Genomic DNA, 23,194 nt, shown 5'->3' on the forward strand with positions numbered 1-23,194 from the left:
ATGGCGACTGTGCATCTCGACCATCTTGCCGGCAGGCGCGTGCTCTCCGAGCACGGCAGGAGCATCGGCTATATCGAGGAGATCATCGCAGAGCGGCATGGTGACGACCTCGTCGTCACCGAATTCCATGTCGGGATATTCGCCGCGTTCGAGCGCCTGTCCGCCTCGACCATCGGCACCGCCTTGCTCGACGTCTTCGCGTTGCGGCGGCGTGAAGGCCTTTATCGCATTCCCTGGGACAAGCTCGATATTTCCGATCCGACACACCCCAGGCTGCTCTGCCCTGACGAGGAGCTTGCCGCTTTCAAGGCGCGGCCTGAGGGTAAATGACAATTTGCTAAAAAGCTGCTCGTGCAGCGGAACATAGCAGCCGGCGCGAAGTTCGGACTGGCATCGAGGAGGCTGCGCCATGAACAGTGTCATCTATCTCATCGGTCTGATCGTCGTTGTGCTCGCGGTGCTTTCCTTCCTCGGTTTCCACTAGGAGGCACCATGCAGCGCGAGAATGATCGGGGCCGCGAGCCCGCCGACTTTGCCAGGGCCAAGGACGAAGTTACCGACCGGATCCAGCAAGAAACCCAAAGCGCCGGCGAAGCGCTGCACGATGCCCGCGACGAAGTCGCGCGCAGGGCCGGAGCCTATGCGGCCGAAGCCCAGCAGGCCGTCACCGAAAAGGCCGAGCAGACGCAGCGCGATATCGGATCGAGCCTGTCCGCTTTCGGCGGGGCCTTGCGCGCCGCGAGCGATCACCTGGCCAACAGCGACCAGAGCGCGGCCTCGCAATTCATGCAGGATGCGGCGAACGGCCTGGAACGGCTGTCCTCCTCGTTGAAGGAGAAGCCGTTCGGACAGGTGCTTGAAGACGTCCAGTCCTTTGGCCGCCAGAATCCTGGAACGCTTCTTGCTGGTTCGGTTCTGGCGGGACTGGCACTTGGCCGCTTCATAAAGGCTTCGCCGCCGGGCACGCGTCGCCCGGCCCAGGACGCAGTCACGGCTGAACGCCCCCGCCAAACCGGCGTGGGAACAAGCACCCGCCGGAATAACGAGCCGGCCAACTGGGGTTCCGACGGCGGCACACCGGGGAAGGCAGCGGAGCTGAAGAAATGAGCACTCAGGACAACCCAAGTCTCGGCACATTGGTCGCCGATCTGGCGCAACAGGTGAGCACGCTCGTGCAAACGGAGGCCAGGCTCCTAAGGGCGGAAATCTCGGAGAGCGCGACCAAGGCCGGCGCGGGCGCCGTCGAGGTGCTGGGTGGCGCGATATGCCTGCTCGCGGCGCTGCTGGTTTTGTTGCAGGCGCTTGTCATTGCCCTGGCCCGCCTTGGCCTGGGCGCCGGGTGGTCCGCCTTGCTCGTCGGTGTGGTGGTTGCCGTGCTGGGGGTGATCCTGTTGCGGACCGGCATGGCAAGCATGGCGCCCTCCGAGCTCTCGCCGGACCGCACACAGGAACAGCTCAAGCGCGACGTGAACGTGATCAAGGAACAAGCGAGATGACCGAGAAATCCGCAGCCGAGCTCGAACGGGAGGCCGAAGCCACGCGCGCAAGGGTGGTGGCGACCGCCGACTCCATTCGCGACAAGATGACCCCCGGCCAGCTCTTCGACGAGTTCACCGGGCTTTTCAGGGATGGCGCGGGGTCCGACATGGTCCACAACCTGAAGGCCCAGGTGCGGGACAATCCATTGCCGCTGACCGTGATCGGCGCTGGCCTGGCCTGGCTGATGTTGGGCAGCGGCGCTTCGGCTGGTGCCGATGGTGTGACGCGGCGCGGCCCCGGGCTTGATCATGGAGCATTCGGCGCTGGAATGGGCTCGAGGACCTCGGACGCGGCAGGCTCCCTGGCCGAAGCGGCCAGCGGCGCGGCCGGAACTGTCTCGGGAATGGCAGGCGAAGCAGCCGGCACAGTCTCGAACGTGGCAAGCAGCGCTGCGGATACGCTCGCGAGTTCGGCGGCAGCTACGGCCGATATGGCGACAAGCGCCGGCCGGTCGGCGCACAATCTGCTGCAGGACCAGCCTCTCGCTGCGGCCGCCGTCGGCCTCGCCATCGGAGCTGCAATTGGCGCCATGCTGCCTCACACAGAACTCGAGGACGAGCGATTGGGCACCTATCGCGAGAGCCTTCGGGAAAGTGCCGAAGAGACTTTGAAAGAAGGCCTCGACGCTGCAAAGCAAGTCGCGGCCGAGGCCTACCAGACGGCGAGCGACGAAGCCGTGCGGCAGGCGTCAAGCGAGGGGACGCTGGCCGATAAGGTCGGCGGTGTCGTCAAAGCCACGGCCGACAAGACCGACGAGTCGGTGCGCGAGAAGCTCTCCGATTCCGATCCGTCCTCGCCGCTGACATCGTAACGGATCTCACGTTCAGGAACAATCCACGCCACCGGCGGTTCGGTCGGCGTCAAACCGATGGAGACACTGAAATGGCTGAATCGCGCGAGTGGCTCGTGCAATGGTAGGGACGCCCACGCAACGGAGGAACAGGCCGAGACCATGCTGTCGGGCCAATTGAGCCGGATAGACAGCTACCCGGAACTCAGCGAGCGAATTCGCAGCCATCTGGAGGAGACGAAGGAACAGGCCAGGCGCCTGAGACCTGCCTGGATGGCCTTGACGAAGGGTCATCCATGCTGAAAGACGCGGGCGGCAAGCTGACCGCCACGGCGCAGTCGATCAGCGGCGTGTTCGCCGGCGACGAGTCATGAAAGGCTTGCTGGCGAGCTACACGTTCGAACATATGGAAATTGCGTCCTATACGATCCTCATCGCCGCGGCCAATTCCGTCGGCGAGGCTGAGATTGCCCGTGTGTGCGAACAGAACCTGCGCGAAGAGGAAGCTATGGCCGAGTGGCTGGAGAGCAACCTGCCACAGGTCACCCAGACGTTCCTGACACGCGCGGAGGCAGACAGCGACAGCGCTAAGCGCTAAAGGAGCGATCGATTGGAGCGGTTCGCTGTTCACGGTCGTAGCAACCGCTCTGTCTTCATGCAATTCCAGGCGGAATGCTTACATTTCCTGTAACTGCCCAGGCGAGCGGCCCGGTGGTCGCATTTGTTTTTCCATCTTGGCTCCGAAGCGTTTCCGGACGCGGCTTGGGGGTCCAGCCTTGCTGATTATCTCAACCCGTAGAGATAGGCCGCGATGTCGCGCGCCTGCTGCTCGGTGATCCTCGTCGATGGCATTGCGGTGTGCGGGTTGATTTCCCTTGCCGAACGGATCCAGCGGATCAGGTTCTCCGGGTTGTTCGCCAGCACGCCGCCGATATAGATGCGGTCGGCAAGGCTGCCATCGAGGCGCGGCCCGACCTGGCCTTGCGCGCCGGGCACGCCGGGGATCGTGTGGCAGCCGGAGCAGCCATTCGCGGTCATGATTGGAATGGCGCGGTCCCCCACGCCGCCGGTCGCCACATCCGACTCGTGCTGAACGCGCTCGCGCCGGTCAGTCCACAAGGTCGCCCCCGCAATTGCGATGGTCAGAAGAACGATCCCGACGATGACGCCGCCGAGCAGCCTAGCCTGGTCGGAGCGCATGGGCCGCCTCCCTCGTTCCGCTGTTGCTTATCCAGAGACCGGCGAGCAGCAGGGCGGCTCCGCCGTAGATCAGCCCGGCCGGAATCCACATCACCAGCCCCGCAAGCTGCTGGTCCTCGATTGGGCTAAGCCCCCACAGCGCGGCGCCCGAGGCATTCTCCGGGTACCAAAGTCTTGGCGAGACCAGAAGCAGGACACCGAGCAGGCCAGTGTGAAGCGAGGTGAAGAAAAGATGCATGACGGAGGTGCCATAGGTCTGCTGTCGCCCGGGGCGCGGCAGAAGCACCCACCAGAACAGCAAGGCAGTGCCGAGGAAGCTCGCATGTTGCGCATAATGCAGCACGCCCTGCTGCAGCGCTGCCTCAAACAGGACGGGAATGTGCCAGATCCAAATCGCTATGCCATGGATGACCGTCGCAGTGAGCGGGCGCGTCGCGATGGCCCAGCCTGCCTGCAGCGCGTTGCCGTGGGTGAGCTTTCCCGTCCCTCGGCGAAATGTGGCCGGCAATGCCCACATCAAAGCCGCCCCGGGGCAGGCGGCGACAAGGAGCGGTGCCGCCACTGCCATTAGCAGCTCATGCTCGATCATGTGGGCTGAGAACACCCGCTCGCCGAGCGCATGGATCGGGCTGACCAGCGCTCCCGTCAACACACCCCAGCCCGCCGCGAACAACAGAGCGTGTCGCAGCCGCTCCGGGCGGCCTCGGCTGCTGCGACGCCATAGACGGCTTGCGCCGAGCGCATAGATAAGCGCGATCGCCGCCAAGGGGAGCGTGATGGGAAACGCCAACGTCCATCCTCCCTCGGGCGCGCCGGCGCCATAGCAGATCGAGGTCGAGAAGAACGCCTCAAAGCTCATCGCAGGCACTCGTCGAGGATGAGCGCGGCGCTGCCCTGCATGATGATGACGAGGGCGAACAGCAATGCGGCGAGAATGCCAAGATCGGCGACGAAACCCTCGGTGCTGCGGGTGCGCTCCGGCTTGGAGGCGGCGGCGCCTTGCCGCTTTGCCCGCCATGACAGCGCGCCGCCGAGCAGCGAAAACACCGCGAGCAACAGCGCCACCGGGAGCACGACCTGCACCTGGCGATTGCATTGCCAGTGAACAAGTGCGTAGTTCAACTGTGTCGATATTGCCCAAGCCAGGGGCCCCGACAACAAACCTCCCCAGGACATGCCGAGCCGCAGCGTGCCCATCAGCCTAACCTCGGTACCCAGTAGATGAGCAGGTAGATCGGGATCCAGGTGAGGACCACGAAATCCCAGTAGAAGACGTTGTCGCCGACATCGCCGAAGCGCCGGCCGCTATAGCCATGACGCGTGAACATAAGAACCGTCAGAACGATCGTGTCGCCGACGTCGGTGATCAGATGCGTGGAGTGCAGACCGAGCAGCACCCAGAGCATCGAACCGTAGGCGTTCGTATCCCAGTAGATGTTCAACGCCGGAAACTCGAACCAGCGCACGATGAGCGGCGCAATGCCGAGCAGCGACATCACCACCATGCCGATCCGCACCGGTCCGATGGCGCATTGCTTGGCGTAGCCGTTGAGGATGTGGTTGGGCACCAGGCTGACGATGAGAAGCAGCGTCACGATAGTCCCCGGCCAATGATTGGGCTCCGGAGCGCTTAGGCGCCAGTTGGGCCATAAGGTCGCCAGATAGAGATAGGCGCCGGCGGCCAGCGCAAAGCCCGTGCCTTCCAACGCCATGAAGCCGAGCGTACCCCACCAGGTCGGGCTGCGCGGGCCATGTCCAAAGGTCGGGAGGTCGGAAATATCTAAGGCGGGACGCTGGTTCATTCCTCGTCCTCCGGATCGCCCTTGGGCCAGAACCAGCCGATCAGGGTGATGGCGATCGGCGCGGCACCCCAGACGATCGCCCAGGGGGTGAAGATCGAGTAGAGGAAGGTGCCGCCGACGGCGATCGCCGCCAGCAGCGGCCAGATCGATGGCGTCGCCGATTTCTCGCGTATGTCCGGATGGGCTTCCGCCACCGTCGAGATGATGAGTTCGCGAGCATCGACGCGAAGCCCGGTCGCGACGGCGAGCGCCTCGCGTTCGGCCCAAAGCGGCTCAACATTCGTCACGACCGGAATGCGCGCAAAATTGTAGCTGGGCGGCGGCGAGGAGGTCGCCCATTCGAGCGTGCCGGCGTCCCAGGGATTGTCGCCGGCGGGCGCACCTCTCAATGCGCCATGCACGAGGTTGAAGGCGAACAGCACGAAGCTCAGGAAGAAGAGCACCGCGCCGGCGCTGATGAAGAGATTGATGTTCCCCCAGCCGAGCTCGGCCGGATAGGTGTAGACCCTGCGCGGCATGCCCCATAGGCCGACGATGTGCATGGGAAAGAATGCGGCGTTGAAGCCGATCATCGCCAACCAGAAGTGCCAGCGCCCGAGGCGCTCGCTCATCATGCGGCCGGTGATTTTCGGAAACCAGAAATAGGCAGCTCCCAGCAGCGGGAAGACCGAGCCGCCGATCAGCACATAGTGAAAATGGGCGACGACGAAATAGGTGTCGTGCACCTGCAGGTCGAGCGGTACGGAGGCGAGCATGACGCCGGTGAGACCGCCGATGACAAAGGTGAAGAAGAAGCCGAGGACGAAGAGCAGCGGCGTGCGGATCACCGGTCTGCCGTCCCACAAGGTCGCCAGCCAGCAGAAGATCTGCACTCCGTTGGGGATGGCGATCAACATGCTGGAGGCGGTGAAGAAGCTGGCGCCGAGCTTTGGCAGCCCGGTTGCGAACATGTGGTGGACCCAGAGGCCGAACGACAGGAAGCCGACCGCGATGAGCGACAGGACCAGGCCAAGATGGCCGAAGGCGGGACGGCGGGCGAAGGCCGGAATGATGGCCGAGACCATGCCGGTCGCCGGCAGGAAGATGATGTAGACTTCGGGATGACCGAAGAACCAGAACAGATGCTGGAACAGCAGCGCGTCGCCGCCTTCGGCCGGGTTGAAGATATGCGTGCCGACGAGCCGGTCGAGGATCAGGAAAGTCGAGGTGATCATCACCGCAGGCATGGCGAAGACGACGACGAAGGAAGTGACCAGGAGCGCCCAGACATAGAGCGGGATCTTGTCGAGCGACATGCCGGGTGCGCGCTGCTTCAGCACGGTCACGATGGTCGCAACAGCCACCGCCAGCGAGGACACTTCGGTATAGGTGATCATCTGCGCCCAAACGTCGGCACGCTTACCTGGACCGTATTCCGGTCCGGACAGCGGCACATAGGCGAACCAGCCGACATCCGGCGCCATCGAGAGGGCAAAGGACACCCAGGCGAAGAGGCCTCCTGAGACATAGACCCAATAGCTGAAGGCATTGAGGCGGGGAAAGGCGATGTTGCGGGTGCCCACCATCAACGGCACCAGATAGATGCCGGTCGCCTGCACGATGGGAACGGCGAACAGGAACATCATGGTGACGCCGTGCATCGTGAACAGCTGGTTGTAGAGATCCGGGCCGATCAGGCCGCGTTGCGGGCCCGAGAGCTGGATGCGCATGACGACGGCGTTCAGCCCACCCAGACACAGAAACAGGAAGGCAGTGATCAGGTAGCGGCGTGCGATCACCTTGTGGTCGACGCTTGACAGAGCGCCGATGATACCAGGCGGCGTGCGCCATGTCCGCGCCAGCCAACGATGCAGGCTGGCATCGTCCATGCCGGTGTCGCGCGGTCCGTCACGCTCCGGTACGAGATCGCCTCTGGTCGTCGCCTCGCGCTCCGGCGGCAGATCGCGTTCGCTGGTGAGATCCGCGCTGCTCATTTCAGCCCCTCGAGGTAAGCGACGATGGCGTTGAGCTCGTCGCCGCTCAGATCGACCACCGGCATATGCGAACCAGGTTTCACGCCTTGCGGGTCGGCTATCCAGGCTGCGAGATTGCCGCGGCTCATCGTCAATGTTCCGGCCGCCAGCGTCTGCCGGCTGGCAACATGGGTGAGATCGGGCGCGACCGTTCCGCCCGCGGGCGTGCCGCCGATCTTATGGCACATCACGCAGGGACGATTCAGGAAGAGGTCCTCGCCGGCCTTGGCCTCGCCGCTCATTGGCGCGGCGGCCGGCTGCAACTGGTCGTTCCACCAGGCGTCGAACTTTGCGCGCGGCTCGGCGATGATGAAGGTGCCCATGTTGGCATGCTGCGCGCCGCAGAACTCGGCGCATTGCCCGCGATAGACGCCGGGCTTGTCCGCCTTGATATCGAGCACGTTCATGTGGCCGGGAATGAGATCGAGCTTGCCGGAAAGACTTGGAACCCAGAAGGAGTGGATAACGTCGGTCGAGGTGAGAAGAAGCCGCACAGGTTCGCCGGCGGGAATATGGATCTCGTTCGCCGTGGTCAAGATGCGGCTCGGCGTGGCGTCCTCATATCGCACCTCCCACCACCACTGATGGCCTGTGACGCGAATGGTCAGCGCGGCATCCGAGCCGATCGCGGCAAGGGTCCTGTTGGCGAAGAAGCTGAGCAAGGTGAGCCCGATCAGGATCACGGCGGTCAGCCCGACGGCGGTCATCACCACGCGCAGCTTGCGATTGTCGGCGCCGGCGTCGAGCACGAGCGGTTCAGCGGGCTCGCGCGGCCGCATCATCAATGGCATTGCAAGGGCGATCATCACCAGCACCCAGACCACTGCGCACAGCCCGGCGAAGAACCAGATCAGCCATGCGAGCTCGCTAGCGGCCGGGCCTTTCGGGTCGAGAGCCGATTGCCAGCCTGCGCAACCCTGGAGAAACAGGGCGGTTGCCGTACCGAATGCAATCGAGGCGAAGCGTTTCACGGCGACTTCCCCAGCGTGGCGGCATTCGGCATGCGGTTTTCCGACGGATGCGCCATCATGTCGTCGTCGCGCGACGGCGCGGCGGCCGAGGGCGCATTGCCGCTCAACGAGCGAACGAAAGCCGCAAGCTCCCAGATCTGGTCGTCGGGAATCATGTCGCGGAAGCTCGGCATGCCGTTCGGACGGCCGTCGCGGATCGTGGCGTGAATGCTTTCCATGGAGCTGCCATAGATCCACTTTTCGTCCATCAGAGCCGGGCCCATGCCGCCGCCGCCATTGGCATGGCATCCCGAACAGTTGAACCAGCCGAACAGGCGCTTGCCTTCGCTCAGATGAAAAGCATTGGCCTCGAAGCTCGCCGCCTTGTTGTCCGAGGGGGACGGCCGCTGCCCGCCGGGTTCCAGGGTTGTCACCGGCGTCGGCTGCTCGCCGGAGCCGAGCGCCGACTGCGGGCGCGTGTCCCGCTCCTCGCGCTGGCATGCCGCCAGCGCCAAACCCGCCAAGAGAAGCATGACGACCGCCGGTCTCATCGCACCGGACTCCCGGCCATGTCGAGACGCGGCACGCCATATTGCGTCAGAACCGCGTCGATCTCGGCCCTGTGTTTGGCAAGCGCGCTGTTCACTTCGCTGCGCAGCGCATCATCCTCGCGCCGAACGCCCATCGAGATGTCGTACATCAGCGGCAATTGCGGTCCATCGATACGAGGCGTGACCGGCGTGATCCGCAGCGGCACCTTCTGCTTCTGGGCGAAGTAGCCGGCGAGGGGACCCCAGACCACCGCGAGGTCGATCTCGCCGCTCGCCACCGCCTCGACGATGCGCGCCGGAGGATTGGGAGCGGAGTAATCGCCATAGACGGGGTAGCCGATGAGATGCCCGACGATGCCGCGGCGGCCGAGCGCCTGGACAGGCGGCGAGTTGGCGCCGTCGTCGCCGATGAGCTGAACGCCGATCCGCAGATCGCGCAGGCGCGGGTCGTTGAAAGAGGTCACATCCGGACTGTTCTGGCGGGTCACGAAGACATAAGAGGAGCGGTAGTAGGGCTTTGTGGTGCGCAGCATTTCCAGATTGGCCGGCGTGCCTGGCACGAGATCGCAAAGTCCCGCCTTCAGCGTGTTGCGCACGAAGCCGCGGCGTTGCGCCCACCAGGTGTAGGTCAGCTTGGCGCCGAGATCGCCGGCGATGATTTCGGCGATCCTGTTTTCGAAACCCTGACCGGCCGCATTGGAAAAGGGCAGGTTGTTCGGGTCGGCGCAGACCCTGAGTTCACGGGCGCCGGCGGTCGCCGACAGGAGCAGCAAGACGAGCGCGGCGAAGGCGAGCGCGGTCCGCGCGAACACCTTCCGTGCCAGACGTTGGATCAAGCCGAATACATCAGGGCAGACGGAACACATAAAGCGTGCCTCCCGCCGTGGTCGCGTTCTTCAGGTCTTTCATCGCATTGACGAAACCGAGCGCGGCGGTGGCATCGCGCGGGTCAAGATCGCCCGAGACGATGGCGCCGGCCCAGCCGCCGACGCCGGACAATATAGCGACATATTGGTGACCGTCCGGGCCACGATAGGTGATCGGCTGGCCGATGATGCCGGATGAGGTCTTGAACTGCCAAAGCAAGTCGCCGGTCTTCGCGCTCACCGCCTTGAACCAGCCTTCCATCGTTCCATAGAAAACCACGTCGCCGGCGGTCACCACCGCGCCGCTCCACACGGGGAAGTTCTCCTTGAGGCTCCAGGCGGGTTTCTCGGCGGCGATATCCCAGGCGGTGAAGGCGCCTCGGTTGCCGCCCGGCCCGGGGATCATGCGGACATTCATCCCGACATAGGGGGTGCCGGCGATGTAGTTCACCTCGACGCCTTCTTCATCCATGCACAGATTGTTGTGCGGGATGTAAAGAAGGCCGGTTTTCGGCGAGAACGCCGAAGGTTGCCAGTCCTTGAGACCCGACGCTGTCGGACAGATGTCGCGCACGACCTTGCCGGTGCCCGTCTGCTTGTCCGGGTTTTCGATCAGCCGACCGGTCTTGAGGTCGACACCCTTGCTGGAATTGACGGGACCGAACGGCTTGGCGGACAGAACTTCGCCGGTGGTCCGATCGAGAACGTAGAGGTAACCGTTGCGCTCGGGGCGGACCAGGACCTTGCGCTGCTTGCCTTGCCAGTCCATGTCGAGCAGGATCTGCTCGTTGATTCCGTCATAGTCGTGGAGGTCGTGCGGACTCCATTGATAGAACCATTTTGCCGCTCCAGTATCGGGGTCGCGGGCAAAGATGCCGGAGGTCCATTTGTTGTCGCCGGGCCGCAAGTCCGGGTTCCATGGCCCGGGATTTCCGGTGCCGTGATAGATCAGGTTGAGATCCGGATCATAGGAAATCCAGCCCCACATGTTGCCGCCGCCAGTCTTCCAGGCTTCGGGCGGCCATGTCGTCACGCCGAGATCCTTGCCCTTGTCCACATCGTAATGCGGCTTGAAGTCGGGACCGATCAGCACGTCCTTATCTGGCCCGGTGCCGTAGGCGGTCCAAACCACATGACCGTCACCGGCGTCGAGCGCCTTCACCCAGCCGCGAACGCCCATCTCGCCGCCGGAATTGCCGACCAGAACTTTGCCTTTCACGACCAGCGGCGCCATGGTGATGGTCTCGCCGATATTGATGTTGCCGATATGGGCGTTCCAGATCGGCTGGCCGCTGTTCGCATCGAGCGCGATGGTGTGGCCGTCGAGCGTGTTGAAGAAGATGCGCCCGTCCGCGAAAGCCGCGCCACGGGTGACCACGTCACAGCAGGCAACCCCTTGCGCGGCCGGCTCGGGGTTGGGCTCGTATTTCCATTTCATCGGCGCGCCGGGCTTGGAGAGGTCGAGCGCGTAGACAATGTTGGGAAACGGCGTCACGATGTACATCGTGCTGCCGACCACCAGCGGCGCTGCTTCCTGGCCCTTGTTCACCCCGGTCGAAAAGGTGAAGGCGATCTGCAGGTTCTTGACGTTGCCTTCGTTGATTTCCGCAAGTTCGCTATAGCGCGTCGACGCATAGTTCTTGGCCGGCATCGTCCATTGCCCGTCATCGGGCGGCGCGGCTGCGGCAGGCGGAGAGATCGCGGGCGCCGGCGGAGCTTCCGAGGCGGCTGCCATCAAGGGGGCGCAGACCAGCATCGCTGTGAGAACGCCCACAAAATGTTTTCGCGATGCCGCCGGCCGGACGGTACGTGCCGGGTCACTACTGGATGCTGCGGGTTGCGTTGCTTGCTTCATTTTGGCACCACGCCTTCGACACCGGAACCGAGTTCCGCCGCAATGTCGGCCTCGTGCCCGGCACAAAGCGGGTGACCCCAGCCGGAGGCGCTTTTCCCGCCGGGATCGAGATCGTAGATGATGGCATCCTTGCGGTTGGGATTGACACCCGCCGGAACCTTGTCAAGGCCGAGGGCTGCGCGAACACGCCAGGCGACATTGTGGTCGGCGCAGGAGGAATCGCCGCTGATGCCGAGGCCACCGACAATTGCCTTGCCGTCGTAAAGGGCCAAGCCTCCGCCGAAGACGACGACGCCTCCGATCGGCTTGCCGATCAGCGGATCGTTGGCGCTGCCAAACGTCCTGGGATCGCCTGCGTAAGCTGCGGCCTGGTTGACGGGGTTGGTAGCCTGCAGGCCGAACAGCGAACCGCCCGGCTGCGCTCCGGCATAAAGATTGGCTGTCGAAAGCGCCATGTTCGCCAGGCTGAGCCCATTGGCCGTGTTGGCCTTCTCGGCCGCGATCAGCCGGCTGCCGGGCCACTGCGCATCGGGCGTCGGCCCACTGAAGGCAACGGCGCAGACAGCGCCGTCGCGGGCGACGACGGCCGCCCATTCATTGGTCTCGAAGCCGCCATTCGGCGGACCGCCGCTCGCCTTGACATTGGACTTCAATGCCGAGAGCAGCTTGTCGTGATTGGCCGGGCAGGGCGCTTGCGCGTGAGCGGCACCCTGTTGCATCGAGCCGAACACCAAGACAAGGAATCCAAGGGCTGGTGACGTAAGCTGACAACGGCGCATGGTCTCGACACATTCTGTTGGATGACTCCCAACTGACAGTCGGGTTCTTTGTTCCTCCTTGTAAGTGAGCGCCGCATCCTGCGCACCTGCCGCTATGCGATTGGCGAGGACCGTCCCACGTCGGGCGTCGTCTCAGCCAAGCTCTACACTGCCCACGGGTGGCCCAGCCGAGCACTGCAAACGCGCTGGCGGTGGGACGGCGATACACACAACCACAGGCGCTATGGGATCGCTGCAGGGTAGGTCGAGTGGCTCAAGCCAGTCTGTGGGCCTGTGAGATTTATCGCGGCGAGGAAAAGCTACAGCGCGCTCGCCCGAGGATTCCCAGACGAAGCGAACTGAAGATTTGGAACTTCGCGTCACCAACGCAGTTCAGAGCGCGGCGGGCTAAAATCTTGGCTGCTGCGCTCCCGCCGCGGTCGGGATGTCCATGTCCCGACGAAGAGCCCGCCAGTCCCCTCCGGCGGGCTCTTCCACTATGACGACTCCGACGGGTAAATCACGATTCGCCCTCAAAACACCCGGGTGTCCGTTCATCGCGCAGAGCCATGCGGCGGTCACGCCACTCGAGTAGGTTGATCTCATCGGTCCTGACTTCAAAGATGACGATCTTGGGTAGCGGGTCAGTTTGAAATTTCCAGGGACAGGGCGCGGTCTTAAGCGTCTTTAGGCCCGAGCGATCTAGGACACTCAGTCCTAATTGAGAAATTTCTAACACGCCATAAATCAATCAGCGCGGGACCGGATTGTTGTCGCCTATCCCCGCATTGGCCGGTGCGGCGCATCCCCAAATCACCACTGCACCGGCCAGCCCCTTAGCCGCGTTAAACTTCTCGAGACCCTTGACGCTCCCTTACCCGCCGTAGGAGCTTCCGGGTCTCCTCAAGCGCGCGCCGACTTGTTACGATTGAATGCTGCAAAGCATCGCTTCCCGGCGCGCTCTGTCTTTGTCAGCGCCAGCGATTATGGCCCGAGCGTACCCGCCGTCCTCCCGGGAGAGCATACGCCTCAGCCAGGCTCTTAGGAGGATTTATTTACTCGCCGTTAACATTGGTGATTCCGCTGGAGGCGAATGTGGTCTTGATCGGGAACGAGGCGGGGCGCACTGGGGAGCGCGAAAATGACTGAACACGTGAGGAACGGCGGCGGTCAGTTCGAGATCGCCATGGTCGTGGTCATGGCCTTGGCGGTTATCGGGATTATCCTAGTCATTGCCACGGGGATCTTCTGACACCATAGGCTTGCTTCTATAGGGGCCGCGAACCATAGACTTTTCGGCTTCCTCGGCTTCGATCAGGGCAACGATATCCGCGATCTCCCAAAGCTTGTCAGTGACGCCTGCGGCCATCGCCGGGGTCATGCGCAGTGAAGCATGGATGCGCACGAATTGTAGTACATGAAATGCAGCGCCACCGCGTTGGCGTGGGCCTCTACCTTTTTGGAAAAGCCGTTGGTGAGGCGTGTGAAGCGGCGCATGTGCATCCGCATGGTCAGGTTCTGGCGTTCCGCAAATGACGTGCTGACATGCTTGATGTCGGGGTTTCCTTCGATCCGCTCTTTCCTGGCACCGGTGCATTCGGCGGGGCTATAGCGGCCTTTGGCGCTGTCCGGCGACGTGCCATAAATCTTGATCAGCATCGCGTAATCGACATCTGCGCCGAAAGCGCCTTCAACCGCTTCGAGGTAAGCCCTGTGGCCGTCGCTGGTCAGCTGGACGCGATTGGCGAGGCGGCGGAAAAGATCATCCATGAACGCCATCGCATATTCACTGTCACGGCCGCCGACCAGCCAAGACATGACAAGCGTGGTATCGGCATCGATAGCGGTCCAGGTCCAAGTGTCGTCGGCCCATTCCGGCGCAGCCTTGGCGGCCCGCACGTTCTTTTCCTTGGCGTAGGTGAAGCTCCAGATTTCATCTACCTGAACCCGCTTGCTGGTCAAGTTGCGAAGGGCGTTGTCCTGATCCTCGGCACACACAGCGCCAGCGTCCGAAAGGAGCTTGGCGACTGTATTCTTGCTCATGCCATGACGGCCGTGATGGCGCGGATCGACTGGCCCTCACAAAGCATGGGGAGGATTTGCGAAATCTTGACGGGTGTCGTTTGGCAAGTACCGGAACTGAGTCACCCTACGGTCAGCCTTCGTCTGCACCGCCTACTCTCGACGAACGCGAGCAAATGAAACTCGCTGCAATTCTCGTCGGCGACGTGTTTGCCAGCGACAGTAGCGCGTCGCCGTCACCACCAGGCTCGAACTCCCGAAGGCCATGTGCCGCGCGGAGTGTTGCCCCTTGGAACAACGATATTTGCGCATGGTTTGGTAGGAATGGAACAGCTTCGTTCAGATTTAGCGGCTATGGCGCAGCCGGGCTATTGGATCGCCCTCGGAATTCTCGTCGTCCTTTATGGAGTGGGCGTGTTTTTCCTAGTGAGGACTTGCCACTGTTTGTGATCGCTCAACTGCAGCAGTCATCGCAAATGGTAGCCTGTTCGCCTGCTGCTATCGGGTCGTCCGCCTGCCTATGTGTCGGTCCGCGTCGAGTCCGACCTCACGGCGGGCCGGTTGTCATATCGAGCAAGTGTTGCGTGCGCTCTTTGCCCGTGGGCGTAGCCCTCATCGAAAGCTGCCGCTCCAAGATTCATTTTAGACCTTGGCGGATACCCCGCAAACTACCCAGCAACGCCTCAGCCTCGCTGCCAACCACACCAAGGTCACGGACGCTGCTCATATGATTGGTCGCCGCGAGATTGGTGCGAGAGACGACTAGCCCCTGTTGTTCGAGCTTATCTTCGAAAGTTGGCTTGGTCGTGAAGGGGGCGTTTCTTTCGCCCGACCGCAAGCGCGACGTACACCGTTGGATCGAAGCTATGATTGATCGGGGAATCGCTCCACCTCTTCGTCAGTGATCGCGATCTCACGGGTCAGGAACGATGTCTGCAACGGCCTCAGATCGTAGATGCCGCCGAGCAGGAGCGCGCCCTTGATGCCTGATGGTCGGCTGTTATCGTCGAAAAGCGACGTCGCGAGATGCGCGCCGGGAATGGCCGCTGACGGTCAACATGCCGGGATCGCCGCCGTGGCTTGCGATATTTTCATCACCCAGAGCCTGGCCCGGCGTACTGGTCGACGATGGTAGCCATCCTCACCGCCGGCATCTGCGCGTAGCCTAGGATGACCGCAATGGCTCCTGCCTTGGTTACAGTCTCGGCGACGTAGGAATAATCCTTTCTCGAGAACATGCGCTAGTAGCCGCCGTGAATGAAGATGCGCACCGGCAGCCGATCGCGGCTGCCTTGTGGAAAAAGCAGGATCAAGGGTTTCCCCGAAAGTTGCGCTGGATCGCGTGCCTTGTGTCTGGAAGGCCTAGGACCAGGAGGCCGGGCGACGCGTGGTCGTTCTAGTTTTCGGCATGGCTGAAGACTACGGCGCCGCTGTCCTTGCGAACCTCCACTGAGACGATACCATCGTCACCCTTGCGGGTCTGGAACATAGCAACTACGTGTTCCTTAGCACTCTTTTCGGCGTCGAACGTTACCTTGTCGATGATGCCATTGCGTCCGTACCATATGACAGTGAAGGCCATTTTTTGCGGACTCCTACGCCGGGCAGGCGCCACCACGTGGCGGGATCCCAAACAGGGACAGCGCCCAGAAGAGAGAATACCATGGCGATAGTGGAACGTCAGATATTTTAGCTTCGGCCCCGCCGACTGGAGTTCGACGGGGCCAAATTAGTTAGAGGGGAGTAGTTCGACGAACGCGATCCCGTTCAGCTTCGATATCGTCATAAGGCTCGGCATTTGCGTCGAAACCTGTCCATCCGCTTCCCTCATAAGCGCTACGCCGTTCGTCGAGGTTCACCGAATGTGTTCCGTGCAGGATGCGTTCAGCCTCGCCGGTGATCCGATCGTCGACTTTGGCAGTTACCAAAGTGCTGCCGCGGCGGACGCCCTCAGCATATGTGTGGGCATCTCGTTCCGAGACGCCGGACTCCGTCAGCGCACCGACAATTCCGCCGGCGGCTCCGCCTACAGCTGCGCCCCCAACGGCGCCGACTGCCGTGGCCGCAAGCCAGCCCGCTGCCACCACAGGCCCAATGCCGGGTATCGCCATAATGCCCAAGCCGGCGAGAAGGCCACCGGCGCCGCCGACAAGAGCCCCCGCGCCCGCGCCGGCCGCTGCGTCTTCGCCCGTTTCCGAAGCCGCATCCGCCTGATACCAATTGGCGGAATTGTTCGCCACGATGCTGATATCATCCCGTGGCACGCCAATCGCTTCCAACTCACTGACGGCGTCGGCGGCGTCCTGATAATCATCGAAAAGTCCGGTCACGGTTGTCATTTTCAACTCCAATTGTTTGGGTTCGGGTTACTGTGCGCCGGCAACCACGTTGCCTTGTAAGTCCAGAGCGACGGCCGTCTGCTTGCCGTCCTTGTCGGCGGTCCCGCGCCAGATGCCCTTGGCGTCCTTCGTCAACGCGCTCACGTTCGAGAAGCCGGCGTCCTCGATCCGGCTTTTGGCTTGCGCTTCCGTGAAGCTGTTGGCTCCCGGAACCGGTGCCGATGCACTCGACTGATCACTGCTCGTCGCCGCAGGAGCGGTACTGGTTGTGGCGGAGCCGTCAGTCTTGGTTGAAGCGATCTTCTCGATCATCTCCTGGTGCATCTTGAGTGTCGGCAGCGTCTGCTGAGCAAACGTCTTCAGTTCCGCGTTGTCCCCGTCGGCCGCATAATCCTGAAACAGCTTGACGGCCTCAGTGTGCGCCTCTTGCTGCATCTTCACGTACGGCTGGTCGACCGACCCGTTCGCGCTCTTCAAAGCCTCAAGGTCACTCTTGTGTTTCGCGTCCGTCTCTGTTGGGACCTGCAGTTTTTGCTCACCGGCGATCGTCTGCAGCTTGGCGTTGGCTGCGCCGTGATCGTCGATCATCTTCTGGGCGAATTCATTGATCGCCTTGTCCTGCGCTTTGCCCTGAACGGCCTTGCTAGATTCGACTTCGAAGATGCCACCTGCCGCGGCCTTGTTGACGAAATCCTGCGCCGTCTCGGCGCTGATTGCGGGGTAGGTGAAGCCAAGCGCTACGGAGGCCCACAGCGCTGCGGATATCAAACGGATTTTCATGGTTCAGATCCTCGCGAGCAACAAATCGTGCTAGCGGCTAACATGAGCGTGAACTCTTTGTTCCGTCGCGAAACAGATTTGGGCATCTCGAACGGAGATCAGCGCTTTAAATTGCTTGCCTTCGCCGGCGCTGTCGATCGCGGAAAACCCTATTCGCCGAAGTCAACCCAGGCCGGTGCGTGATCACTCGGCTTCTCCCAGCCTCGGGTTTCGACATCAACACCGGCATCTCGACTGTTGGCGGCCAGCAATGGGCTTGCAAGCAAGTGATCCATGCGCAAGCCGGACTTCGGTCGTAGCCTCCGCGGTACGAAAAATTCCAGTAGGTGTAGATGCCCTTGCCGGGATGCATCCGTCGCACCGCGTCGACCCAACCCAGCGACAGCATGTTCGCGTAAGCTGTCCTGCTTTCCGGGAAGAAGACTGCATCGCCTAACCAACGCCGCGGAACTACGGCGTCAACCTCGGCTGGAACGACATTATAGTCGCCACACAGCACCAGCAACCCTTTCCCGGAACAGAAGCAGGCCTGGCCGGCGCTGCAGCGGGAGATGAAGCCCGTGCCTGACTGTGGCGAAGAAAGCTATCGCGGGTCCGGCAAGCTCAACGGCCGCAAAGCGCTCGTGACGGGCGGTGATTCCGGATCGGCCGGGCGGCGATGATTGCCTTTCTGCGTGAAGGCGCGGATGTCGCGATCAATTACTTCCCGACAGAAGAGCCCGATGCCGAGGACCTGGCGAAACTGGCGAAAAACGACGGGAGCAAGCTGGTCCTGATACCAGGCGATATCACCGAGCAGGACTTTTGCAACGAACTCGTTGAGACGGCGGCGGGCGAGCTCGGCGGGCTCGACATACTCGTCAACAACGCTGCCTATCAGCAGTCTAAGAAATCGATCGACGAAATTACACCCGAACAGTTCGACAGGACGGTCAAAACCAATCTTTATGCGATGTTCTGGATCACCAAGGCGGCACTTGGCTACATGAAGTCTGGAGCAGCCATTTTCAACACCGCCTCGGTCAACTCCTTCAATCCTGGCGAGGAGCTGCTCGACTATGCCACGACCAAGGGCGGCATAGCGATCTTCACGAAGGGATTGGCGAAGCAAACTGGCCAAGAAGGGAATTCGCCTGAACGCCGTCGCGCCCGGTCCGGTCTGGACGCCGCTCCAGGTCGCGGCCGGCCAACTCCCCGGCAAGCTCGACAGTTCGGCCAGGATACCCCGCTTGGCCGGGCGGGACAGCCTGCGGAGCTTGGCCCGATCTACGTTGCCTTGGCCTCAAACGATCTCAGCTTCACCCATGGCAGCGGTTTCGGAGCCAATGGCGGGACTGGTATTGTTTAGGAGGCTCGTCGGGGATTTGGGTTTGCGCCGAGCAGAAAAACAGTCTGCGTTAGCGAGATGCTTTCTTCTTCGCCGGGCCCTTGGGCTGCCCCGATTTTCCCTTTGCAGCGCTATCCCTTGATTGAGATGCCATCGCGGGAGCAGCGCCAGTCTTCTTGACGGCGGTGGGTCGCCTTCTTCGGCTGCGCCTTGCTGGAAGCCGCCTTGTTTGCAGGAGTCTTCTTGGGCTCCTCTTTCGAGGAAAAAAACCGGTGATGCTATCGATGATAGACATGGGGTTGCCCTCGGTTGAAAACGCTCATCAATGCGGTGCCGGTCGACAAGGTTCCACTGGGTTGCTGATCGACCCCTTGTCGGTCAGCGCGATAGACGCCTCCTGTTTGCGCGGATTTTGTTTCCATAGAAGCGAGCAATCCGGTCTGCGGAAGCCCCGATGGCGATCATGGCTCCGGCACGACCCGCAGCTTCAATTTTTTCGCTCATCATGCGCTTTGCCTCCAGCTCGGCTCGCTTGCCACCTTCGGCAAGTCGTATGGTTCGAAGCAAAATGACCTGCTGGGCCTCCAGCACGGAAAGGGACAGATCGATCCACGGGTTGAACATCGAATCGCTCCTGATTGGCCCATGGAAACGGCGGCCTTCATTTTGTGTTCCACGAGAGGAGCGGCAATCTGGAACTCCAGTTGCCTCCACGGTGTTCATGTTGATCGGAGTTTGCATGAAGGTGACATGGCGGCGCCACGTGCGGTTTGGAAGGGCTTCCTGAAGGTTGGATCGGTCTCCTGCGGCGTGAAGCTGGTCGATTTTCGTCGTCAAGGGGATTTGCCGCCTGACAAATCGGAGCTACCGCTCAGAACCAACTGGAGAAGCGGCCCCGGGCGCGGGGGTGAAACGGCACCGGGGCCTAGGCATGAACGCTGTACCGGCATGACCTTACGTTAGCGTGCGCTCATATGGTGAACGAAGGATGAATCGTTACCTGCGGCGGACTCGGCCGGTGTTTTTTAACTGGCGCTCCGCAATGTTTTGCTGGGCCAGCGAGCATTCAGCGTGAGAGACGTTTAATGTTTGTGCTGATTTTGTGTCCATAAAACGAGCAGTCCGATCTGCCGCGGCCCATGAGGATCATGGCGTGGCCGGATCGCTGCCTCGATTCTACACGCTACCCAGATTGTAGCCGGCGCCACGCGTTTCTAGCGTACGACAGCTCCATGGAATACCAACATTCCCAGGTTTGGTTCATGCCGATGAGTTGGCATTTCACCAGGTCCTCGGGCGAACCAAGCCCGCCGCCTTGTTGCGGTAGCTCGGCCCTGAACGTTCAACGGCCTTTGCTAGTGGCACGGCGCTGATCCAGCTTCAACGCATGGATCGCGTCGACCGGCGGCCCATATGGCGCGAAGGTGCGCTGCCAGCGTCGAGCGCTTGCCACGCTATAGCTGCGTGTGAAGCCTGCTGGCCAGCCAGTCGGTAATCTTCTCGCTCAGCGGGGGCGCCTGCCACTCTGCCAGGCTGATCTGTCTGGACCGCTCAAGATCATGGTTGAACAAGTCGATTTGCGTCAGCGCAAAATCCCTGCCGTAAACGTTCAGTGAGGCTTCGTCGTTCAACCGCAAAGATCGCTCGTCGAGATTGGTGGACCCGAAGCTCGCCCAAACGTCGTCGACGATCAGAAGCTTGGGATGATACATCGTCGGCTGGAACTCATAGATGCGCACGCCGGCTTCGAGCAACTGGCCCCAGAAGTGGCGTGAGGCTTTGCGAACGGTTGGGACATCGGTTAGCGAATTGGGCACGATGATGTCGACTGCTACCCCTCGCTTCCTGGCGTCGAGGATCTGCTGCAGCGCGATTTCATCCGGCACGAAATAGGCCATGCCGATGCGCAAGTGGTCCTTAGCCGCGGCGATTGCGGCCAGCATCATCAACTCCATATCCTCGGAGCCGTTCGGGTGTGATGAAATGATCAGTTGAGCATCGAGCTGCCCAGCGCCCTTGAGGGGAGGATAAAACTTCTCACCCTGCAAGGTCTCGCCCGTTGTCTCCAGCCAGTTTTTGGCGAACGCCGCCTGAAAGGCGCTGACCGAAGGCCCTTCAATCTGGTAGTGGGTATCCCGCCACTCACTCGGATTGCGGGCGTCTCCTAACCAGTTGTCCGCTATGCCAACACCGCCTGTAAATGCGACTTGTCCGTCCACGATGAGCAGCTTGCGGTGCGTCCGGTTGTTGACCCGATCGAGCGTGTACCAATGGATCGGCCGATAACGTTGGAACCGCACCCCGGCACCGGTCATGATGTGGAATAGGTCTTCATCGAAAGGCAGGCTGCCGAGCCAGTCGACCAGCACGCGAACCTCTACGCCTTGGCGGGCCTTCGCTGCCAACGCATTGGCGAACTTGTAGCCGACAGATCCAGACCAATAGATATAGGTTTCCATATCAATGCTGGATTGGGCCGAGCCGATCGCTTGCAACATGGCCGGGAAAATTTCGTCGCCGTTGACCAAGGTCTGCACGGCGTTTTGGCTGAACATCTGGCCCTGCGAGTAGTTGCTCATGCTGCGCGCGAATTGTGGATCGGTCGCGTCGAACCGGTGTGGAACGATCGAGCGGATTAGGCCCGGCTCTGGGGCCAGATTCACCGCGGCCAGAGTGACGGCGGCTGCCGCAATGGCGACTGCGGCGTGTGTGAGGATGCGGAGCCAAAGTCCGAACCTGCGCTTGGCCACAAGCGACTCGCTGTCGGCCCATAGCGTTTTAAAGTCTGGGGACTTCACGTTTCTCGCCCTGCCGCCGGTTCTGGCAAATACTAACCCCAAGAATGTGCGACCCCCGTGCAAGTTCCCGGTCGACAGTCCGTTTTCACCTTCAATCCGGTCGATCCATCCGATCAGGGAAGGCGATCGGCGTAAGATGATGTGACGCCGCTGTGAAATTCGGAAAGACGGCACAGGCGCCCGTAAGGACCCAGGTCAGATTCGCGGGCCATTGAACTGCCAAGCGAATCGTCGCGGTTGCGACCAACGGGCGAACGGCAAGTTTCGGGCCCTTAGGAACTGCCGGCCTCAACTGCTAGCCACCCTCCTGGGGCCGGCCATCGACGTATGGCCTGCGCGTGGCTCCAGTAACTGCCGCATTGTCAAGGCATTCTTCGGCGCAAAGCTGTTATAGTCGTTGTTGAAATAGAGCCACGCTCTGCTTGCACCGCTGCCGCGAATTCTGTCCGCCCAAACCGCCAGCTCGCTATGCGAATAGTCATGCCGGTACCATCGCTTCGGGCCATGAAATCGCACGTAGATCTCATCGGCAGTGTGCACCAAGACATCAGGGAGACGAGGCCCACTGCACGAGCAGAAGATTGCGCCGCTATCGCGAAATGCCGCGTATACCGTCTCATTCCACCAGCTGGCGTGACGAAACTCCACAACGTTACGTCGGGCTGGATCAAGCTGACCTAGAATGCCCTTCAGTCTTGCCTTCGTGAAATGGTAGCTGGGAGGTAGCTGAAACAGAAAGCATCCCATCCGATCGCCGAGGATATCGGCGATCAGCCCGAAATCTTTGACGAGGGTTGCCGTGCCGCTGAACTTCTTGATGTGGGTTATCAGTTCGCAGACTTTGACCGTGTAAATGAACTTGCGATCGATGGGCTGACGGCGCCACGCTTTGACGTTCGACAGAGTTGGCCACGAATAGAAGGAAGCGTTTATCTCGACAGTGTCGAAATGGTCGGTGTAGTGGGTGAACCAGGCAGCGGTTGGCAGCTCGCCCGGATAAAACTGCCCTCGCCATTTCCAGTAGAACCATCCAGAGCAGCCAACATAGACAGAGTGCTCGAGGGGCGGTGGGGCAAACCCGCTTTCCGTCACAGCCTCCAACCGCGCGAGATGCATTTTCTTGGCGCGCCCGATGTTTTCGGTCCGCTGCTTCTCCCTGCGCAGCTTACGACGGTCGCGGCGTTCATCAGCGTTAACTTCTCTCTTGATGGCGTCCACGCGTACCCTTCCTGGTTCTGCGGCATAACGCGGCGCAAGCCGAATGGGTCCGGTCTCAGAGTGCCGGAGCCAACGGAACTTTCTGGCCGCACCGACCTCGGCTTTTCGGTCCCAATCGAATGGAACCGGATGAAGCGCCGCCGTTCGTCTGCTGAACCGCTCTTTCGTGCCGCTGATTGTGGTGGCAGCGGCTATTTGTTCTTCGTCGTACAACGCGCTCGGCAGGTGGATTCCGCCACCTTTGCATGAGGCCGGACGGCATCACCGGAAAGACGACCGTCTTTTCGAGCGCCCCAGGTGGGTTGAAGCCGGAAAGCCGGCTAAAGCCAACTTGGCGAGGCAGGATCTTCGCGCTGCGTAAGCCGATCTCGCCTCCTCCTTTGCCAG

Annotated in this window: 22 protein-coding genes and 2 pseudogenes; 6 read left to right on the forward strand and 18 right to left on the reverse strand. The window is 61.7% G+C overall.

The genetic code is table 11. From position 1 onward, the window contains the following. From FJ471_RS01705 to FJ471_RS01725, 5 genes and pseudogenes are all read left to right on the forward strand, one after another. Positions 1 to 330 (forward strand): hypothetical protein, encoded by a 330-nt coding sequence (locus tag FJ471_RS01705; RefSeq protein ID WP_140801444.1) that lies wholly within the window; start codon positions 1 to 3, stop codon positions 328 to 330. Positions 331 to 492: 162 nt separating this feature from the next. Next, positions 493 to 1,107: a hypothetical protein gene (locus FJ471_RS01710; protein WP_181179080.1), complete on the forward strand. Its 615-nt coding sequence runs from the start codon at positions 493 to 495 to the stop codon at positions 1,105 to 1,107. Beyond that, positions 1,104 to 1,496: a phage holin family protein gene (locus FJ471_RS01715; protein ID WP_140801445.1), complete on the forward strand. Its 393-nt coding sequence runs from the start codon at positions 1,104 to 1,106 to the stop codon at positions 1,494 to 1,496. Before FJ471_RS01710 ends, FJ471_RS01715 begins: the two co-directional genes overlap by 4 nt. After that, positions 1,493 to 2,350, forward strand: coding sequence for a DUF3618 domain-containing protein (locus FJ471_RS01720; protein WP_140801446.1), 858 nt, complete (start codon positions 1,493 to 1,495; stop codon positions 2,348 to 2,350). The genes FJ471_RS01715 and FJ471_RS01720 overlap by 4 nt, the downstream gene beginning before the upstream one ends. Positions 2,351 to 2,421: 71 nt before the next feature. Then, positions 2,422 to 2,927 (forward strand): annotated as a pseudogene (locus FJ471_RS01725) (DUF892 family protein). A gap of 185 nt (positions 2,928 to 3,112) precedes the next feature. Here FJ471_RS01725 and FJ471_RS01730 read toward each other — a convergent pair. The 15 genes and pseudogenes from FJ471_RS01730 to FJ471_RS01800 all read right to left on the reverse strand — a co-directional run bounded on the left by FJ471_RS01730 (position 3,113) and on the right by FJ471_RS01800 (position 17,464). Further along, positions 3,113 to 3,529 carry a c-type cytochrome gene (locus FJ471_RS01730; RefSeq protein ID WP_140801447.1) on the reverse strand — a complete coding sequence of 139 codons (417 nt, stop codon included), beginning with the start codon at positions 3,527 to 3,529 and terminating at the stop codon, positions 3,113 to 3,115. Next, complete coding sequence (locus tag FJ471_RS01735) at positions 3,510 to 4,388, reverse strand: cytochrome c oxidase assembly protein (RefSeq protein ID WP_140801448.1); 879 nt, start codon at positions 4,386 to 4,388, stop codon at positions 3,510 to 3,512. Before FJ471_RS01735 ends, FJ471_RS01730 begins: the two co-directional genes overlap by 20 nt. Continuing rightward, positions 4,385 to 4,726, reverse strand: coding sequence for a hypothetical protein (locus FJ471_RS01740; protein WP_140801449.1), 342 nt, complete (start codon positions 4,724 to 4,726; stop codon positions 4,385 to 4,387). The genes FJ471_RS01735 and FJ471_RS01740 overlap by 4 nt, the downstream gene beginning before the upstream one ends. Next, positions 4,726 to 5,331 carry a cytochrome c oxidase subunit 3 gene (locus tag FJ471_RS01745; RefSeq protein WP_140801450.1) on the reverse strand — a complete coding sequence of 202 codons (606 nt, stop codon included), beginning with the start codon at positions 5,329 to 5,331 and terminating at the stop codon, positions 4,726 to 4,728. The genes FJ471_RS01740 and FJ471_RS01745 overlap by 1 nt, the downstream gene beginning before the upstream one ends. Continuing rightward, positions 5,328 to 7,304 (reverse strand): cytochrome c oxidase subunit I, encoded by a 1,977-nt coding sequence (gene ctaD / locus FJ471_RS01750; RefSeq protein ID WP_140801451.1) that lies wholly within the window; start codon positions 7,302 to 7,304, stop codon positions 5,328 to 5,330. Before ctaD ends, FJ471_RS01745 begins: the two co-directional genes overlap by 4 nt. Continuing rightward, positions 7,301 to 8,314 carry a cytochrome c oxidase subunit II gene (coxB, locus tag FJ471_RS01755; protein ID WP_181179082.1) on the reverse strand — a complete coding sequence of 338 codons (1,014 nt, stop codon included), beginning with the start codon at positions 8,312 to 8,314 and terminating at the stop codon, positions 7,301 to 7,303. Before coxB ends, ctaD begins: the two co-directional genes overlap by 4 nt. Further along, positions 8,311 to 8,844 carry a c-type cytochrome gene (locus tag FJ471_RS01760; protein WP_140801452.1) on the reverse strand — a complete coding sequence of 178 codons (534 nt, stop codon included), beginning with the start codon at positions 8,842 to 8,844 and terminating at the stop codon, positions 8,311 to 8,313. Before FJ471_RS01760 ends, coxB begins: the two co-directional genes overlap by 4 nt. Then, on the reverse strand, positions 8,841 to 9,656 hold the full coding sequence (locus FJ471_RS01765) for a substrate-binding domain-containing protein (RefSeq protein ID WP_224670174.1): 816 nt from the start codon (positions 9,654 to 9,656) through the stop codon (positions 8,841 to 8,843). The genes FJ471_RS01760 and FJ471_RS01765 overlap by 4 nt, the downstream gene beginning before the upstream one ends. Positions 9,657 to 9,690: 34 nt before the next feature. Beyond that, positions 9,691 to 11,445: a methanol/ethanol family PQQ-dependent dehydrogenase gene (locus FJ471_RS01770; protein WP_246684571.1), complete on the reverse strand. Its 1,755-nt coding sequence runs from the start codon at positions 11,443 to 11,445 to the stop codon at positions 9,691 to 9,693. A gap of 116 nt (positions 11,446 to 11,561) precedes the next feature. Further along, positions 11,562 to 12,284, reverse strand: coding sequence for a heme-binding protein (locus FJ471_RS01775; protein WP_140801456.1), 723 nt, complete (start codon positions 12,282 to 12,284; stop codon positions 11,562 to 11,564). A 1,264-nt stretch (positions 12,285 to 13,548) separates the two neighbouring features. After that, positions 13,549 to 14,413: pseudogene (locus FJ471_RS01780) on the reverse strand (IS1 family transposase). Positions 14,414 to 15,439: 1,026 nt separating this feature from the next. Continuing rightward, positions 15,440 to 15,583, reverse strand: coding sequence for a hypothetical protein (locus FJ471_RS35170; RefSeq protein WP_224670172.1), 144 nt, complete (start codon positions 15,581 to 15,583; stop codon positions 15,440 to 15,442). Positions 15,584 to 15,741: 158 nt separating this feature from the next. Then, positions 15,742 to 15,927: a hypothetical protein gene (locus FJ471_RS01790; RefSeq protein WP_140801458.1), complete on the reverse strand. Its 186-nt coding sequence runs from the start codon at positions 15,925 to 15,927 to the stop codon at positions 15,742 to 15,744. Between the two features lie 151 nt (positions 15,928 to 16,078). Continuing rightward, positions 16,079 to 16,684 (reverse strand): general stress protein, encoded by a 606-nt coding sequence (locus tag FJ471_RS01795; protein ID WP_140801460.1) that lies wholly within the window; start codon positions 16,682 to 16,684, stop codon positions 16,079 to 16,081. Positions 16,685 to 16,711: 27 nt separating this feature from the next. Continuing rightward, entirely contained in the window at positions 16,712 to 17,464 is a 753-nt protein-coding gene (locus tag FJ471_RS01800) for a DUF4142 domain-containing protein (protein WP_140801461.1), read from the reverse strand. Between the two features lie 658 nt (positions 17,465 to 18,122). On the opposite strand from FJ471_RS01800, the gene FJ471_RS01810 reads away from it, so the two are divergent. Further along, a complete protein-coding gene (locus tag FJ471_RS01810) occupies positions 18,123 to 18,812 on the forward strand; it encodes an SDR family oxidoreductase (protein ID WP_224670170.1) in 690 nt (229 codons plus the stop codon). Positions 18,813 to 19,169: 357 nt separating this feature from the next. Here the strand turns inward: FJ471_RS01810 and FJ471_RS35045 are convergent, their stop codons facing one another. The 3 genes from FJ471_RS35045 to FJ471_RS01825 all read right to left on the reverse strand — a co-directional run bounded on the left by FJ471_RS35045 (position 19,170) and on the right by FJ471_RS01825 (position 22,807). Further along, a complete protein-coding gene (locus FJ471_RS35045; RefSeq protein ID WP_210241989.1) occupies positions 19,170 to 19,628 on the reverse strand; it encodes a hypothetical protein in 459 nt (152 codons plus the stop codon). 617 nt (positions 19,629 to 20,245) lie between these two features. Beyond that, entirely contained in the window at positions 20,246 to 21,589 is a 1,344-nt protein-coding gene (locus tag FJ471_RS01820; protein WP_181179086.1) for a phospholipase D-like domain-containing protein, read from the reverse strand. Positions 21,590 to 21,877: 288 nt separating this feature from the next. After that, complete coding sequence (locus tag FJ471_RS01825; protein WP_224670168.1) at positions 21,878 to 22,807, reverse strand: DUF72 domain-containing protein; 930 nt, start codon at positions 22,805 to 22,807, stop codon at positions 21,878 to 21,880. Positions 22,808 to 23,194: the final 387 nt, after the last annotated feature.

The sequence above is a fragment of the Mesorhizobium sp. B2-7-1 genome, assembly GCF_006440735.1.
In the GTDB taxonomy this organism is placed as follows: Bacteria; Pseudomonadota; Alphaproteobacteria; order Rhizobiales; family Rhizobiaceae; genus Mesorhizobium.